General features: G+C 56.2%; 15 protein-coding genes. 12 read left to right on the top strand and 3 right to left on the bottom strand.

Annotated elements, in window-relative coordinates; translation table 11 throughout:
* Window positions 1-12: 12 nt before the first annotated feature.
* The 4 genes from avtA to C6A40_RS21225 all read left to right on the top strand — a co-directional run bounded on the left by avtA (window position 13) and on the right by C6A40_RS21225 (window position 4,594).
* Window positions 13-1,269 (top strand): valine--pyruvate transaminase, encoded by a 1,257-nt coding sequence (gene avtA, locus C6A40_RS21240; protein ID WP_023326450.1) that lies wholly within the window; start codon window positions 13-15, stop codon window positions 1,267-1,269.
* 317 nt (window positions 1,270-1,586) lie between these two features.
* Window positions 1,587-1,919: a hypothetical protein gene (locus C6A40_RS25040; RefSeq protein ID WP_161958637.1), complete on the top strand. Its 333-nt coding sequence runs from the start codon at window positions 1,587-1,589 to the stop codon at window positions 1,917-1,919.
* Window positions 1,920-1,948: 29 nt separating this feature from the next.
* Window positions 1,949-2,785: a collagen-like triple helix repeat-containing protein gene (locus C6A40_RS21230; RefSeq protein WP_227463280.1), complete on the top strand. Its 837-nt coding sequence runs from the start codon at window positions 1,949-1,951 to the stop codon at window positions 2,783-2,785.
* 90 nt (window positions 2,786-2,875) lie between these two features.
* Entirely contained in the window at window positions 2,876-4,594 is a 1,719-nt protein-coding gene (locus C6A40_RS21225; protein WP_023326448.1) for a ShlB/FhaC/HecB family hemolysin secretion/activation protein, read from the top strand.
* Here C6A40_RS21225 and C6A40_RS21220 read toward each other — a convergent pair.
* Together C6A40_RS21220 and yiaJ are read right to left on the bottom strand one after the other, a co-directional pair.
* A complete protein-coding gene (locus C6A40_RS21220; RefSeq protein WP_045337102.1) occupies window positions 4,578-5,033 on the bottom strand; it encodes a 4Fe-4S dicluster domain-containing protein in 456 nt (151 codons plus the stop codon). The genes C6A40_RS21225 and C6A40_RS21220 overlap by 17 nt on opposite strands.
* A 3-nt stretch (window positions 5,034-5,036) precedes the next feature.
* Window positions 5,037-5,855 carry an IclR family transcriptional regulator YiaJ gene (gene yiaJ, locus C6A40_RS21215; RefSeq protein WP_021242452.1) on the bottom strand — a complete coding sequence of 273 codons (819 nt, stop codon included), beginning with the start codon at window positions 5,853-5,855 and terminating at the stop codon, window positions 5,037-5,039.
* Window positions 5,856-6,079: 224 nt separating this feature from the next.
* Between yiaJ and yiaK the strand changes: the two genes are divergently transcribed.
* The 8 genes from yiaK to araD all read left to right on the top strand — a co-directional run bounded on the left by yiaK (window position 6,080) and on the right by araD (window position 13,800).
* Window positions 6,080-7,078, top strand: a complete 999-nt coding sequence (gene yiaK / locus C6A40_RS21210) for a 3-dehydro-L-gulonate 2-dehydrogenase (protein ID WP_025910535.1) — start codon at window positions 6,080-6,082, stop codon at window positions 7,076-7,078.
* Window positions 7,079-7,088: 10 nt separating this feature from the next.
* Window positions 7,089-7,556 carry a YhcH/YjgK/YiaL family protein gene (locus tag C6A40_RS21205; RefSeq protein ID WP_045337104.1) on the top strand — a complete coding sequence of 156 codons (468 nt, stop codon included), beginning with the start codon at window positions 7,089-7,091 and terminating at the stop codon, window positions 7,554-7,556.
* A gap of 151 nt (window positions 7,557-7,707) precedes the next feature.
* Window positions 7,708-8,634 (top strand): DUF4862 family protein, encoded by a 927-nt coding sequence (locus C6A40_RS21200; protein ID WP_045337106.1) that lies wholly within the window; start codon window positions 7,708-7,710, stop codon window positions 8,632-8,634.
* A gap of 43 nt (window positions 8,635-8,677) precedes the next feature.
* Complete coding sequence (locus C6A40_RS21195) at window positions 8,678-9,997, top strand: MFS transporter (protein ID WP_021242448.1); 1,320 nt, start codon at window positions 8,678-8,680, stop codon at window positions 9,995-9,997.
* A 95-nt stretch (window positions 9,998-10,092) separates the two neighbouring features.
* Window positions 10,093-11,598 (top strand): FGGY-family carbohydrate kinase, encoded by a 1,506-nt coding sequence (locus C6A40_RS21190; protein ID WP_032676066.1) that lies wholly within the window; start codon window positions 10,093-10,095, stop codon window positions 11,596-11,598.
* Window positions 11,595-12,248, top strand: a complete 654-nt coding sequence (gene ulaD, locus C6A40_RS21185; RefSeq protein WP_045337108.1) for a 3-keto-L-gulonate-6-phosphate decarboxylase UlaD — start codon at window positions 11,595-11,597, stop codon at window positions 12,246-12,248. Before C6A40_RS21190 ends, ulaD begins: the two co-directional genes overlap by 4 nt.
* 2 nt (window positions 12,249-12,250) lie before the next feature.
* On the top strand, window positions 12,251-13,111 hold the full coding sequence (locus C6A40_RS21180) for an L-ribulose-5-phosphate 3-epimerase (RefSeq protein WP_021242445.1): 861 nt from the start codon (window positions 12,251-12,253) through the stop codon (window positions 13,109-13,111).
* Window positions 13,105-13,800, top strand: a complete 696-nt coding sequence (araD, locus tag C6A40_RS21175; protein WP_021242444.1) for an L-ribulose-5-phosphate 4-epimerase — start codon at window positions 13,105-13,107, stop codon at window positions 13,798-13,800. Before C6A40_RS21180 ends, araD begins: the two co-directional genes overlap by 7 nt.
* A gap of 87 nt (window positions 13,801-13,887) precedes the next feature.
* Here the strand turns inward: araD and C6A40_RS21170 are convergent, their stop codons facing one another.
* Window positions 13,888-14,628 carry a MipA/OmpV family protein gene (locus tag C6A40_RS21170; protein WP_045337110.1) on the bottom strand — a complete coding sequence of 247 codons (741 nt, stop codon included), beginning with the start codon at window positions 14,626-14,628 and terminating at the stop codon, window positions 13,888-13,890.
* Window positions 14,629-14,674: the final 46 nt, after the last annotated feature.

Below are 14,674 nucleotides of genomic sequence, written 5' to 3'. Positions count from 1 at the left end.
AGATCACCTGCTATGACGTTTTCACTTTTCGGCGACAAATTTACCCGCCATTCAGGCATTACTCGCCTGATGGAGGACCTCAACGACGGGCTGCGCACACCGGGCGCAATCATGCTCGGCGGCGGAAATCCGGCTCAAATCCCGGAGATGAATACCTATTTCCAGACCCTGCTCGCTCAGATGCTGGAAAGCGGCAAAGCAACCGATGCGCTTTGCAATTACGACGGCCCGCAGGGGAAAACCGAGCTGCTGGCACTCCTCGCCGAAATGCTGCGTGACGAGCTGGGCTGGGATATCGAACCACAGAATATTGCACTGACAAACGGCAGCCAGAGCGCGTTTTTCTACTTGTTTAACCTGTTCGCAGGACGTCGCGCGGACGGCACCACCAAAAAAGTGCTGTTCCCGCTGGCGCCGGAGTATATCGGCTATGCCGATTCCGGCCTGGAAGAGGATCTGTTCGTCTCTGCGCGCCCGAACATCGAGCTGCTGCCGGAAGGCCAGTTCAAATATCACGTCGATTTTGAACACCTGCATATTGGCGAAGAGACGGGCATGATCTGCGTATCGCGCCCGACTAACCCAACGGGCAACGTGATCACCGATGACGAACTGATGAAGCTGGATGCGCTGGCCAATCAGCACGGTATTCCGCTGGTGATCGATAACGCCTACGGCGTGCCGTTCCCGGGCATCATCTTCAGCGAAGCACGTCCGCTGTGGAACCCGAACATTGTCCTGTGCATGAGCCTCTCTAAGCTGGGTCTGCCGGGCAGCCGCTGCGGCATCATCATCGCCAATGAGAAAATCATCACCGCCATCACCAATATGAACGGCATTATCAGCCTTTCTCCGGGCGGCATTGGCCCGGCGATGATGTGCGAGATGATCAAACGCAAGGACCTGCTGCGTCTGTCGAATGACGTGATCAAGCCTTTCTACTACCAGCGCGTTCAGGAGACGATCGCGACACTTCGTCGCTATTTGCCGGAAGAACGCTGCCTTATCCACAAACCGGAAGGGGCGATTTTCCTGTGGCTGTGGTTTAAGGATTTACCTATCTCCACCGAACTGCTTTACCAGCGACTGAAAAAGCGCGGCGTACTGATGGTGCCGGGCGATTATTTCTTCCCGGGTCTGGATAAGCCATGGCCGCATACCCATCAGTGCATGCGCATGAACTACGTCCCCGCCCCGGAAAAAATCGAAGCGGGTGTTAAAATTCTCGCCGAAGAGATCGAAAAAGCCTGGCAAGAAGGCAATTGTTAAAAAATAAGGCTCTTCAAATGAAGAGCCTTATTTTTCCGTGATCTGAATCTTATATTAAGGATATATCCTGTAGCGCTTCATTTATCATTCCCATTGAGTTTTCTTAGGAATATTCCTTTAATTTAGGCTCGCTAACCACCCTCTCAATAATTAAGCAAAAATTAAATATGCTAACTTATTGTTATTTTAAATAACCCTCTTCAACGCAGCAAAATACCTTCCTGAGTCGCTTTCATGCATATTTAAAAATACTGCATATACTCACTAATACGCCGCTCGGCGTTCTTTTGCGTGGAGTATTCATATGCTACCTAATAATGTTAGTCGCATCAGCGCTATTGCTGTTGCGGTACTGCTCGCGTTCTCTCTTTCTGCCTGTAGTGGAAGCGGTGGCGGATCTCACTCAACGGCCAAAAATAACCCTGCGACGGGAAGCAGCAGCGGCTCAGATGATGGAAGTGGCACAACCGCGAGCAATGGCGGTTCGGGCAGCAACGGATCGGGCACCGGAACGGGTTCAGGTACCGGGACAGGCGCTGGCGGCGGAACGGGTTCTGGTTCAGGGTCGGGATCAGGTTCAGGTTCAGGCTCAGGCTCAGGCTCAGGCTCAGGCTCAGGAGGCAGTGGAGGAACCACTACCGCAGGCGTAAATACGATACTGGGTGATGCCGGTAAAACCGTGACCAGCGTCGGATCCACTGTGGATAGCCTCGGAAGCCAGCTTCCGACAAATAATCCCGTCACGTCAACCGTCTCAACCACCGTCAGCGGTGTTGGCAGTGCCGTGTCCACCGTGGGGACAGGCGTCACGACTGGCGTTGGCGATCCAAACAACCCGAACGGTGTGGGTGCCACGGTTAAAGGCGTGACCACGTCGGTCACCTCCCTCGGCAATACCGTTTCAACAGTAGGCACGGGCCTGGCGAGTTCCACTTCCGGAACCCCGGTCAGCGGCGTAACCGGCCTGACGGGCAGCGTGGTCAACAGCACCGGGCAACTGGTCAGTAACACCGGCACGGGTCTCACCAACACGGTAAGCAGCCCTGCTGTCACTCAGGTAACAACCGATACCACGACCCTGGCTAACAAGACGCTGGGCGGAGTACAAGGCGTGACGCAAACCGTAGGCACCACAACGGGTCTCGGCACACCGGTCAACGGTCTGCTGACTCAGGTGGGTGGCACCGTCAGCGGCGTGGGGACCAACATTAGCAGCAGCAATAGCGGGCTTAGCGGTGTCGGTCAGGTCGTTCAAAATGTCGGCCAGACGGTCACGGATAGCGGTACGCTAGTGAAACCCACATCAACCACCGGAGGCAGCGGCACAGGATCTCTGACGGCCGATGCCAATGTGACAGCCACAAACAATAGCCTGAGCACAACGGTCAATACCACCCTCAATACGCTGACTGCGGGTGTAACGGCCAATGCAGGCACAACCCAAAACACATCTACGACAAACCCGATTAACGGGCTCAACACGTTAACCTCGAGCCTACTGACGCCAAAACAGTAATCCTTTTACTGCCTGTCTGCGCCCCTGGTTCAGGGGCGCTTTATTCAGCGACATTTACCCCAACCGGGGATGACGAACAGGGATAGCGCGATGAAACACCACTTCCTTTTTTCGCTGACGGGGCTGGTTGTGCTGAGCATGGCCCGCGCCGATACTCTGCCCTCTATTATTAACCCCGATAACCCGGCGCAAGTTTCTCGTAACGTTGCCCCCGAACAGACTGAGGCCGCGCCACAGCCGAACGTCAAAATAGAAAAACCGAAGTCAACGCTGACGCCTGAAACGCCCATTACCATTCATCATATTCAGTTTATTGGCGGCACGCGTTATCCCTTGAAGGAATTACTTCAGCCCTTCAGGCCTTACGCTGGAAAAACCGTGCCGCTAAAAACGCTTACGGGGCTGGTAAATGATATTACGGAACGCTATAAGGCCGACGGTTTTCCACTCTCTTATGCCTGGCTGCCCGATAATAATTTCCAGCAGGGTAATATTAAAATTGTTCTGGTTGAAGGCTATGTCGCTCATAGCGACATCACCAGTAATAACCCGCACATCGCCGAACGTCTTAAACGTTTGTCCGAAAAAATCATGGCGGAAAAACCGCTGTCTCAGGATACGTTCGATCGCTACAGCCAGCTGATGACGCGCACCCCGAACGTTCCGGTTACGGCTAACGCGCAGCTGCCAACCAATATCTATGGCGCGGCGGCGATGCAAATCACCGGCAACCAGGAGCGGAGCTGGAATATCGCGTCGACGATTGATACCCGTAAAGGGCAAGATTTAATGATGCTGAACGGCACGCTCAGCAACATGACAAGCTATGGCGATCAGCTTGGCGTGGCCACGCTTGTGCCTTTAGATAGCAACACGCGAAAAAACTATGTCGGGCTCAACTGGCAGCAGTTTTTAAACGATGAAGGGCTGACGATGCAGCTCAAAGGCAGCTATTACCGTGAAGATCCGCGAGATTTTTCTCCCCTGCTCTCTTTGCCGAATAATATCAGCGTCGATTCGAAGCAAAAAACAACGCAATACAACGGCGGCGTGACGTTTGGCTACCCCCTGCTGCTGACGCAAAAATCACAAATTAATCTGACCGGCGGTTTTGATTACACCGACCGCCAGGATGATTATGCCCTGCAGGCCAGACTGCTGGGCAAAACCTATAGCCTGGACTCCGTCAACCAGCACGCGCGTTATCCCGCGCTGGAAGTGGGCATCAACGGTGCACATCAGTTCACAACCGCCAGCCTCAGCGGCCGACTCAACGTGCGTCAGGGTATTGATGCGATGGGAGCCGATATCGTCTCGGCCCCCAGGCCCGATATTAATTTTACGCTCACGAAAAGCTATCTGGACGCAGCCTGGATGTTTGCCGATAAGTGGCGGCTATCAACGTCCTGGGAGGGGGACTGGTCAAATAACACGTTGCCAGAACCCGAACGCGTTAGCTTCGGTGCCCAGCGGTTTGGCCGTGGATACCAGGACAGTGAAGCAAGCGGTGATTACGGCTATGGCGGGCAGGTAGAACTGCGCTATATCCAGATGCGAAAAGAGAGCACATGGCTTGCCACAATCCAGCCCTACATCCTGGCTGATACCGCGCAAACCTGGTTTAACACCTCCGGCTTGCCTCATCAGCGGCTCGGGTCAGTGGCGGCTGGCGTGATGGTAGGCGATACCCGCCACTATAGCATCACGGTTGAGGCGGCAAGACCCGTCGGGGATGTTCCGACAGACAGTCGCAACAGAGACTGGCGCTACAGTCTGACGTTTACGTGGAATTTCAATAAAATGCAGTAAGCCTTTCAGCCCGAATACTGGCAGGATCAACGCAGCGCAGCGCGTGGGTTGGACAGGCCTCCACGCAGGCCGGTCCGCCTTCGCGCTGCACACATAAATCACATTTCAGCGCTTGTGCCCTGCTTCCCACCAGCCGTACCTGCATCGCCCCAAACGGACAGGCGACCATGCAGCTTTTACAGCCAATACAGCGCGTCTGATCAACAAGCCAGGCGCCTGCCGTACGGCTGATGGCATGGGTTGGGCAGACGTTGGCACAGGGGGCGTCCTCGCACTGATGGCAACCCACCGCCGTAGTGTAGGCGTCCCCCTTCACCACCCGCAGGCGAGAGGTAAAAGCCTCTGCGGTGAAGTCATCCTGATGCGCGACCGCACAGGCCACTTCACAGGTGCGGCACCCGATGCATTTTTCCGCATCCGCCATGATAAATCGGTTCATCTGTTACGCCTCGCGTACGTTAAAACCCAGCTCTTTTGAGATAGCCTCTGCCGTTTCGCGCAGCGGCTTGAGCAGGTTCTTCTCGCCCACCTGCTTCATGCGCGACGTCGATAGCGAGATAGAGATCGCATACGGAACGCGGCCGTGAATATCAAACACCGGCACGGCAATACAGGAGACGCCCAGCTCGTTCTCTTCTTTGTCCATCGCCATGCTGCGATCGCGAATTTCCGCCAGCTCATCATACATGGCGCTCAGCTCAGTGATGGTGTTGCGCGTCAAAGGTTGGATCTGTTCCTGATGGCTCTCCCAGTAGCTCGCCACGTAATCCTGATGACCAAAAGCCATGTAGATCTTGCCCATTGCGGAGCAGTAGAGCGGCATATGCTGGCCGATATAGGCGCGCGTGCGCAGCATACCGGTTGTCGGTTCGAGCTTGTAAATCAGGATCGCGTGGTCGTCTTCCCGGCTGGAGAAGTTCACCGTCTCGCCGGTCGCAATGTTCAGCGCTTCGAGGTGCGGAGCGGCCACGTGAATGATATTCAGCGACGACAGCGCCTTTTGCCCGACGGCGATAAATTTGGTGGTCAGGCGATAGCTGCCCGCGGCGGGTGCCGGGGTCACGTACCCGCACGACTGTAGCCCCTGCAGCAAGCGGTGCACGGTGCTCTTATTCAGCCCCGCCAGTTCCGATAAATGTGCAAGCGGACACCCGTTCGGATAGTTGCTGAGGATCTCAATCAGCATCAGGCCGCGAAACAAGCTCTGGCTGCCTGCTGGCCTCTCTTTTTCTTGCGTCATTTCGCTCTCTTTCATGCTCATTACATGGCTCCTGTTTAGCGCGCCCTGATGGTAGCGCAAAGTGTGGGTCAGTTCACGATCTCAACAGAAAAAACACAACCAATTGATTTTAATCGATTTTGAAAAACATGAATGTCGTTGATCTGACAAAATTTGATCGCTATATTTGAAATCAGATTTCGCATAGTGGAATTTAGCGATAAAAAAGCACTCACACTTGCCCTTAAAAGAACAGGAGAACAGGGATGAAAGTGACCTTCGAAGAGTTGAAAGCGGCGTTCAATCGGGTTCTGCTCGACCGCGGCGTGAAAGCGGAAACCGCAGACGCCTGCGCCGAGATGTTTGCCCGCACCACGGAATCCGGCGTCTATTCGCATGGTGTAAACCGCTTCCCGCGTTTTATTCAGCAGCTTGATGCAGGGGATATCATTCCTGACGCCCAGCCCAAACGGGTGATGACATTAGGCGCCATCGAACAGTGGGATGCGCAGCGCTCCATTGGCAACCTGACGGCGAAGAAGATGATGGATCGCGCCACCGAGCTGGCGTCCGATCACGGCATTGGTCTGGTGGCACTGCGTAACGCGAACCACTGGATGCGCGGCGGCAGCTACGGCTGGCAGGCGGCGGAGAAGGGCTATATCGGCATTTGCTGGACCAACTCGATTGCCGTGATGCCCGCGTGGGGATCAAAAGAGTGCTGCATCGGCACAAACCCGCTGATCGTTGCCATTCCGTCGAACCCGATCACCATGGTCGACATGTCGATGTCGATGTTCTCCTACGGCATGCTGGAGGTGAACCGCCTGGCCGGGCGCGCGTTGCCGGTAGATGGCGGCTTTGACGACGAAGGTCACCTCACCAGAGAGCCGGGCGTGATCGAGAAAAACCGCCGTATTCTACCCATGGGCTACTGGAAAGGGTCCGGCTTATCCATCGTGCTCGATATGATCGCCACCCTGCTCTCAAACGGATCGTCCGTCGCGGAAGTGACCCAGGACAACAGCGACGAGTACGGCGTATCGCAGATCTTCATCGCCATTGAGGTGGATCGCCTGATCGATGGCCCAACCCGCGATGCCAAACTGCAGCGCATTATGGACTTCATCACCACCGCCGAACGCGCGGATGAAAATGTCGCCATCCGTCTGCCAGGGCATGAATTTACCCGTTTGCTTGAAGAGAACCGCAGCAACGGCATCACGGTTGACGACAGCGTGTGGGCGAAAATCCAGTCTCTGTAAGGAGTGGGCCATGATATTCGGACATATTTCCCAGCCAAATCCGTGTCGCCTGCCGCGGGCGATTGAAAAAGCCCTTCATTTTCTGCGCACGACGGATTTCACCACCCTGGAGCCAGGCGTAGTAGAAATTGAAGGTCGCAACATTTTTGCCCAGGTTCTCGACCTGACAACAAAGGATCTGCACGAGAATCGCCCGGAAGTGCATCGCCGCTATCTGGATATCCAATTCCTGGCCTGGGGTGAAGAGAAAATCGGTATCGCTATTGATACTGGTAATAACGAAATAAGCGAATCATTGCTGGAACAGCGCGATATTATTTTTTATCACAACAGTGACAATGAGTCGTTTATCGAAATGATACCCGGCAGCTATGCCATATTTTTTCCGCAGGATGTGCACCGTCCTGCCTGTATTAAAAACAAGGAAACCACAATTCGTAAGATTGTGGTGAAAGTGGCAATTAGCGAATTAGATTAATTTTCTGATATACCCTAAATAATTCGAGTTGCAGGAAGGCGGCAAGAGAGTGAATTCCCAAGAGCTTACATAAGTAAGTGACTGGGGTGAACGAGCGCAGCCAACGCACATGCAACTTGAAGTATGACGGGTATAAATACAGGAACGCGAAATGACCAACACCGGTTTTATTATTGGTGCGTACCCCTGCGCACCCTCGTTTCACCAGAAAGGGGAACAAGAAGAACAAACCTTCTGGCGGGAACTTTCCGACACGCCGAATATTCGCGGGCTGGAACAGCCTTGCCTTGAAAATCTTCACCCCCTTGGTGACGAATGGCTGTTCCGCCATACCCCAGAGGACTGGCAAATCGTGGTCACGGCAGTTATGGAAACCATGCGGCGCCGCGGCATCAACGGCGCGTTTGGCCTGGCCTCGGCTGACGACGCGCAGCGTAAAGCGTGCGTGGACTTTTACCGACATTTGCACAAAAAAATTAACGCCGTGAATACCCGCTTCCCGGGGAAAGTGATTGCTCTTGAGATGCAGGCGGCCCCGCAGGCGGGCAATGCCTCGGTCGAACAAGCCACCGACGCGTTTTCCCGCTCCGTCCGTGAAATAACAAGCTGGGACTGGGGCTGCGACCTGGTGCTGGAACACTGCGATGCCATGACCGGCGTCGCACCCCGTAAAGGCTTCCTGCCCTTAGAGCAGGTGCTGGAGGTGGTGAAAGACACGGATATCAGCGTCTGCATCAACTGGGCGCGGTCGGCCATCGAAGGCCGTAACACCACCCTTCCGCTTGACCACGTTCAGGCCGCGCTTAATGCCGGGAAACTGGGTGCGCTGATGTTTTCAGGCACCACCCCCGGCGGGGAGTACGGTGAATGGCAGGATCTGCATGCGCCATTTTCTTCGTTCTGCACTGACAGTTTGATGTCAACTGAACGTGCAAAAGCACTCTTTACTGCGGCGAGCGCCACAACGTTGAAATTCTCCGGTATTAAATTACTGGAAATAAATGCTAATGCTGATGTCAGCCATCGCATCGCCATTTTGCGCGACGGTATCAGCGCAATGAATAAAGCAACGCAATAACAATAAGAAAAGTTTATTCCGGTTACCTACTGAGAGATTAACTATGAATATTTCTACTCATGCTCTACATGCGGACATTCCGCGCCAGCGCTGGCTAAGAATCATTCCTCCTATTCTTATCGCCTGTATTATTTCATATATGGACCGCGTGAATATCGCGTTTGCAATGCCGGGAGGTATGGACGAAGAATTAGGTATTACCGCCACCATGGCAGGCCTCGCGGGCGGCATATTTTTTATCGGCTATCTGTTCCTGCAGGTACCCGGCGGCAAGATTGCGGTGCACGGTAGCGGCAAGAAATTTATCGGCTGGTCACTGGTCGCCTGGGCGGTGATCTCGGTGCTCACGGGTCTCGTGACGAATCAGTACCAGCTGCTGGTGCTGCGCTTCTTACTCGGCGTGGCGGAAGGCGGGATGCTACCCGTTGTGCTCACCATGATCAGCAACTGGTTCCCGGATGCCGAACGCGGTCGCGCCAACGCAATTGTGATCATGTTCGTACCCATCGCCGGGATAATTACCGCCCCGCTGTCGGGATGGATTATTACCGCACTTGACTGGCGCTGGCTGTTCATCATTGAAGGTCTGATGTCCGTCGTTGTGCTGGTGCTGTGGGCGTTCACCGTGTACGACCGTCCGCAGGAAGCCCGCTGGATCTCAGCGGCCGAGAAAAACTATCTGGTACAAACGCTGGCGGCTGAACAGCAGGCCATCGCCGGAAAAGAGGTGAAAAATGCCTCGCTCAGCGCGGTGCTGTCTGACAAAACCATGTGGCAGCTGATCGCCCTGAATTTCTTCTATCAGACCGGGATTTACGGTTACACCCTCTGGTTGCCGACCATTCTGAAGGAGCTGACGCACACCAGCATTGGTCAGGTGGGGATGCTCGCCATCCTGCCCTACATCGGCGCCATTGCGGGCATGTTCCTGTTCTCCTCGCTTTCTGACCGCACCGGCAAGCGCAAGCTGTTTGTCTCCCTGCCGTTGATTGGCTTCGCGCTCTGCATGTTCCTCTCCGTTGCCCTGAAAGCAAACATCTGGCTGGCCTATGCCGCACTGGTGGGCTGTGGTTTCTTCCTGCAATCCGCCGCGGGGGTGTTCTGGACGATACCGGCAAGACTGTTTAGCGCCGAAATGGCAGGTGGCGCGCGCGGCGTGATCAACGCCCTGGGTAACCTCGGTGGCTTCTGCGGCCCGTATGCCGTTGGCGTGCTGATCACCCTGTACAGCAAAGATGCAGGCGTCTACTGCCTGGCCGTTTCACTCGCGCTGGCGTCGCTGCTGGCCCTGCTGTTGCCGGCGAAATGCGATGCCGGGGCAGAGCCCAATCCCACGGTAAATCCCCATAAGCGTGCGGCCTGATGCCCTCACCACAGCCCTCTCCCACGGGGAGAGGGAGAAAACCGAACAGTAGGCCGGGTAAGCGAAGCGCCACCCGGCAATTAAGCGAGATGAAGATGAGTGAAAAAGAGCCCTTCTGGCTGGGTATCGATTGTGGCGGTACTTATCTAAAAGCCGGTTTATACACCCGCCAGGGCAAAGAAGTTTGTATCGAACGCCGCTCCGTTGCCACGCTCAGCCCGCGAGCGGGCTACGCCGAGCGGGATATGCATCAGCTCTGGCAGCACTGCCACGCCACCATCGCCGCGTTGCTCAAGAATGCAGGCGTAAACGGCAACCAGATCAATGGGGTCGGCATTTCTGCGCAGGGTAAGGGGCTGTTTCTGCTCGATAAACAAGACCAACCGTTGGGCAACGCCATCCTCTCCTCCGATCGCCGGGCACTGGAGATTGTGCAGCGCTGGCAGCAGGACGGCATTCCCGAAAAACTCTACCCGCATACGCGCCAGACGCTGTGGACCGGGCATCCGGCCTCGCTTCTGCGCTGGGTCAAAGAGAACGAGCCGCAGCGGTATCAGCAAATTGGCTGCGTGATGATGGCGCACGACTATCTGCGCTGGTGCCTGACCGGCGTGAAGGGCGGTGAAGAGAGCAACATCTCCGAGTCCAATCTCTACAACATGAATACCGGCCAGTACGACCCGCAGCTTACGCGCTGGCTCGGGATCAGCGAGATTGACGGCGCCCTACCGCCGATTGTCGGTTCAGCAGAAATCTGCGGGGAAATCACCGCTCAGGCAGCCGCCCTGACCGGTCTCGCGGCGGGCACGCCCGTCGTGGGGGGACTGTTTGATGTGGTTTCCACCGCGCTCTGCGCCGGACTGCAGGACGAGCATACGCTGAACGCCGTGATGGGCACCTGGGCCGTCACCAGCGGGATCGCCAGTGCGCTTCGCAGCAACGAACCCTTCCCCTACGTTTATGGCCGCTACGTGCATCCGCAGCAGTACATCGTTCACGAAGCCAGCCCGACCTCGTCCGGCAACCTTGAGTGGCTCACCGCGCAGTGGGGCGACATGTCGTTCAGCGAGATCAACCACGCCGTCGCCAGCCTGCCGAAAGCCGAAAGCGATGTGTATTTCCTGCCGTTCCTCTATGGCAGCAACGCCGGGCTGGAGATGACCAGCGGTTTCTACGGAATGCAGGCGCTACACACACGCGCGCACCTGCTACAGGCGGTTTATGAGGGCGTGGTGTTCTGCCACATGACCCACCTCAACCGCATGCTCGAGCGCTTTACCCACGTGCATGCCCTGCGCGTGACGGGTGGCCCAACCCATTCGGACGTATGGATGCAAATGCTCGCGGACGTCAGCGGACTGGCGATTGAACTGCCGCAATTGGAAGAGACCGGCTGTTCCGGCGCGGCGCTGGCCGCCCTGGTCGGCACCGGCGTGTATCCCGATTTCCATGCGGCGCAATGCGCCCTCCGACACGACATTCGTGTCATTGAGCCTGACATGCGCGCCCATGAGGCCTATCAGCGCAAGTATCAGCGCTATCAGCTACTGATTTCAGCACTACAGGGCTATCACGCCCGAGTTAAGGAGAACAACCTATGAGCCGACCATTACTGCAGCTGGCGCTCGACCATACCTCTCTTCAGGCCGCGCAGCGTGATGTCGCGTTGCTTGCCGATCACGTTGATATCGTCGAAGCGGGCACCATTTTGTGCCTGACCGAAGGGCTAAACGCCGTGTGCGCCCTGCGCGAGCAGTGCCCGGATAAAATCATCGTTGCGGACTGGAAAGTGGCCGATGCCGGAGAAACCCTGGCAGAGCAGGCATTTGGCGCGGGTGCAAACTGGATGACCATCATCTGCGCCGCCCCGCTGGCCACCGTTGAACGCGGCCACGAGGTGGCCCTGCGCCGCGGGGGAGAAATCCAGATGGAGCTCTTTGGTCACTGGACGCTGGACGATGCTCGCGCATGGCATCACATCGGCGTGAAGCAGGCCATTTATCACCGCGGACGTGACGCACAGGCGAGCGGCCAGCAGTGGGGTGAGGAGGATCTCGCAAAAATGAAAGCGCTCTCCGATATCGGTTTGCAGCTTTCTATTACCGGCGGTATCACCCCCGCCGACCTGCCGCTGTTTAAGCAAATCAACGTCAAAGCCTTCATTGCCGGGCGCGCGCTGGCAGGCGCCGCCAATCCGCCGCAGGTGGCACAGGCATTCCATTCGCACATTCGCGACATCTGGGGAGCGTAACCATGCGTCAGCATCCGTTGGGTATTTACGAAAAAGCGCTGCCAAAAGATCTCTCCTGGCCCGAGCGGCTGGTACTGGCGAAAAGCTGCGGGTTCGATTTTGTCGAGATGTCTGTCGATGAAACCGACGAGCGATTATCACGCCTCGACTGGAGCACCACGCAGCGCGCCTCTCTGGTGGAAGCGATGCTGGAAACCGGCGTGGCGATCCCCTCTATGTGCTTGTCTGCACACCGTCGCTTCCCGTTTGGCAGCCGCGATGAAACCGTGCGCGAACGCGCCCGTGAGATCATGAGCAAAGCCATCAGGCTGGCGCGTGATTTAGGCATTCGCACCATCCAGCTTGCCGGGTATGACGTCTATTACGAAGCGCATGACGAGGGGACGCAACAGCGCTTTGCCGATGGGCTGGCGTGGGCCGTGGATCAGGCCGCCGCCGCACAGGTGATGCTGGCGGTGGAAATCATGGACACCGCGTTTATGAACTCCATCAGCAAATGGAAAAAGTGGGACGACATGCTCGCCTCACCGTGGTTCAGCGTTTATCCGGACGTTGGCAACCTGAGCGCGTGGGGTAACGACGTCACCGCCGAGCTGACGCTGGGCATTGACCGCATTGCGGCTATTCACCTGAAAGATACCCAACCCGTCACCGCACAAAGCCCAGGACAGTTTCGCGACGTGCCGTTTGGCGAGGGCTGCGTCGATTTCGTTGGCGTGTTTAACACGCTGCATCAACTGAACTATCGCGGCGCATTTCTGATTGAAATGTGGACCGAAAAAGCAAAAGAGCCGGTGCTGGAGATTATCCAGGCGCGCCGCTGGATTGAAGCCCGTATGCAGGAAGGAGGCATGACATGCTAGACGAACTTAAAGCCGAGGTACTGGCAGCAAACCTGGCGTTGCCCGCCCACCAGCTGGTGACCTTTACCTGGGGCAACGTCAGCGCGGTTGACCGCGAAAGCGGCATGATGATCATTAAACCGTCCGGTGTGGAATACGACGTGATGACGGCGGAGGATATGGTGGTGGTGGATATCGCCACGGGCCAGGTCGTCGAGGGTAATAAAAAACCCTCTTCAGACACGCCTACCCATCTTGCGCTGTATCGTCGTTACCCGGAGATTGGCGGCATCGTGCATACCCATTCGCGCCACGCCACTATCTGGTCCCAGGCGGGGCTGGATTTACCGGCCTGGGGTACCACGCACGCGGACTATTTCTACGGAACCATTCCCTGCACGCGCCTGATGACCACGGCAGAGATTGCAGAGGAATACGAATACCAGACGGGTGAAGTGATCATCAAAACTTTCGAGGAGCGCGATCTCAGCCCGATGCAGATCCCGGCGGTGCTGGTCCACTCCCACGGCCCGTTCGCCTGGGGTAAAGATGCTGCCGATGCGGTCCACAATGCCGTTGTGCTGGAAGAGTGCGCGTACATGGGCCTGTTCTCACGCCAGCTCGCACCGCAGCTACCGGTTATGCAGCAGGAGCTGCTCGACAAGCATTATCTGCGTAAGCACGGGGCGAATGCCTACTACGGGCAGTGATCGGGCATTGAGATGGGCTTTAAGGAACAGCAGTGCAGGCACGATCGTAGGCCGGGTAAGGCAACGCCGCCACCCGGCTTTACCGCATCAGAAACGCCAGGTCAGGCCGGTCATCAGCACGAAGCTGTCGTCGCGGTCGATCATCGGGCTGTTCTTCACGTCGTCAGGCAACACGGTGTAGACCGCGCTGGCGTTGAGATACAGCTTCTGGGTTAACTGATATTTAGCCGCCAGACCAACGTATGGCGTCCAGCTGTCGCCGGCGGTGTATTGATCCAGTCCGGAGCGGCGAGACTCGCTGCCGGATACGCCGTAGTAGTAGTCGTTATAGCTTTCGTCGGTGTAGAACACACCTACGGAAGGCGTCAGGGTCAGGCGCTCCATTTTGATCGGACGGAAGTACGATACTTCGCCGATCACGCCGCCGCTTTCATCCGTGGCATCACCAGAGACCGCCACTTTCAGCGACCCCCAGCTTTCGTGGCGGTAGTACGCCCCACCGAGGAAGGCGGATGCTTTACGCTCATCAAGCTGCTTCATCTGATGATCGTCGTTATCGTCAGGGTCGAAATGCAGCGGCATCCACGTTGCGGTCAGGCTCAATTCATTTTTTGCATCTTTCCACAGGATCCATCCGCCCGTGGTCTGGCGAACGTAGAAACGATCGCCTTCGTAGCTAATCAACGGTACTGCGGTCGTATTTTCGTTATAGCCTTTGTAAGGAGACTCATTAAATACAGCCCCCGCACCAAGTGAAAATTCACCGGCCATGGCAGACGTTGATGCAAATAACGTGGCAGCGATCAGTAAATTGTATTTAATAGTCATTCCATGTAATCCATATATATGCCAAACAAGCGAGGCGCATAATAAT

The sequence above is a fragment of the Enterobacter sp. GER_MD16_1505_Eko_090 genome, from assembly GCF_003331015.1.
Lineage (GTDB): Bacteria > Pseudomonadota > Gammaproteobacteria > Enterobacterales > Enterobacteriaceae > Enterobacter > Enterobacter roggenkampii.
This window is presented reverse-complemented; position numbering and strand designations above follow the sequence as displayed.

Coding starts and splice junctions, on each gene's coding strand:
- avtA (WP_023326450.1), top strand. CDS start 13: ATGACGTTTTCACTTTTCGGCGACAAATTTACCCGCCATTCAGGCATT.
- C6A40_RS25040 (WP_161958637.1), top strand. CDS start 1,587: ATGTTAGTCGCATCAGCGCTATTGCTGTTGCGGTACTGCTCGCGTTCT.
- C6A40_RS21225 (WP_023326448.1), top strand. CDS start 2,876: ATGAAACACCACTTCCTTTTTTCGCTGACGGGGCTGGTTGTGCTGAGC.
- C6A40_RS21220 (WP_045337102.1), bottom strand. CDS start 5,033: ATGAACCGATTTATCATGGCGGATGCGGAAAAATGCATCGGGTGCCGC.
- yiaJ (WP_021242452.1), bottom strand. CDS start 5,855: ATGAGCATGAAAGAGAGCGAAATGACGCAAGAAAAAGAGAGGCCAGCA.
- yiaK (WP_025910535.1), top strand. CDS start 6,080: ATGAAAGTGACCTTCGAAGAGTTGAAAGCGGCGTTCAATCGGGTTCTG.
- C6A40_RS21205 (WP_045337104.1), top strand. CDS start 7,089: ATGATATTCGGACATATTTCCCAGCCAAATCCGTGTCGCCTGCCGCGG.
- C6A40_RS21200 (WP_045337106.1), top strand. CDS start 7,708: ATGACCAACACCGGTTTTATTATTGGTGCGTACCCCTGCGCACCCTCG.
- C6A40_RS21195 (WP_021242448.1), top strand. CDS start 8,678: ATGAATATTTCTACTCATGCTCTACATGCGGACATTCCGCGCCAGCGC.
- C6A40_RS21190 (WP_032676066.1), top strand. CDS start 10,093: ATGAGTGAAAAAGAGCCCTTCTGGCTGGGTATCGATTGTGGCGGTACT.
- ulaD (WP_045337108.1), top strand. CDS start 11,595: ATGAGCCGACCATTACTGCAGCTGGCGCTCGACCATACCTCTCTTCAG.
- C6A40_RS21180 (WP_021242445.1), top strand. CDS start 12,251: ATGCGTCAGCATCCGTTGGGTATTTACGAAAAAGCGCTGCCAAAAGAT.
- araD (WP_021242444.1), top strand. CDS start 13,105: ATGCTAGACGAACTTAAAGCCGAGGTACTGGCAGCAAACCTGGCGTTG.
- C6A40_RS21170 (WP_045337110.1), bottom strand. CDS start 14,628: ATGACTATTAAATACAATTTACTGATCGCTGCCACGTTATTTGCATCA.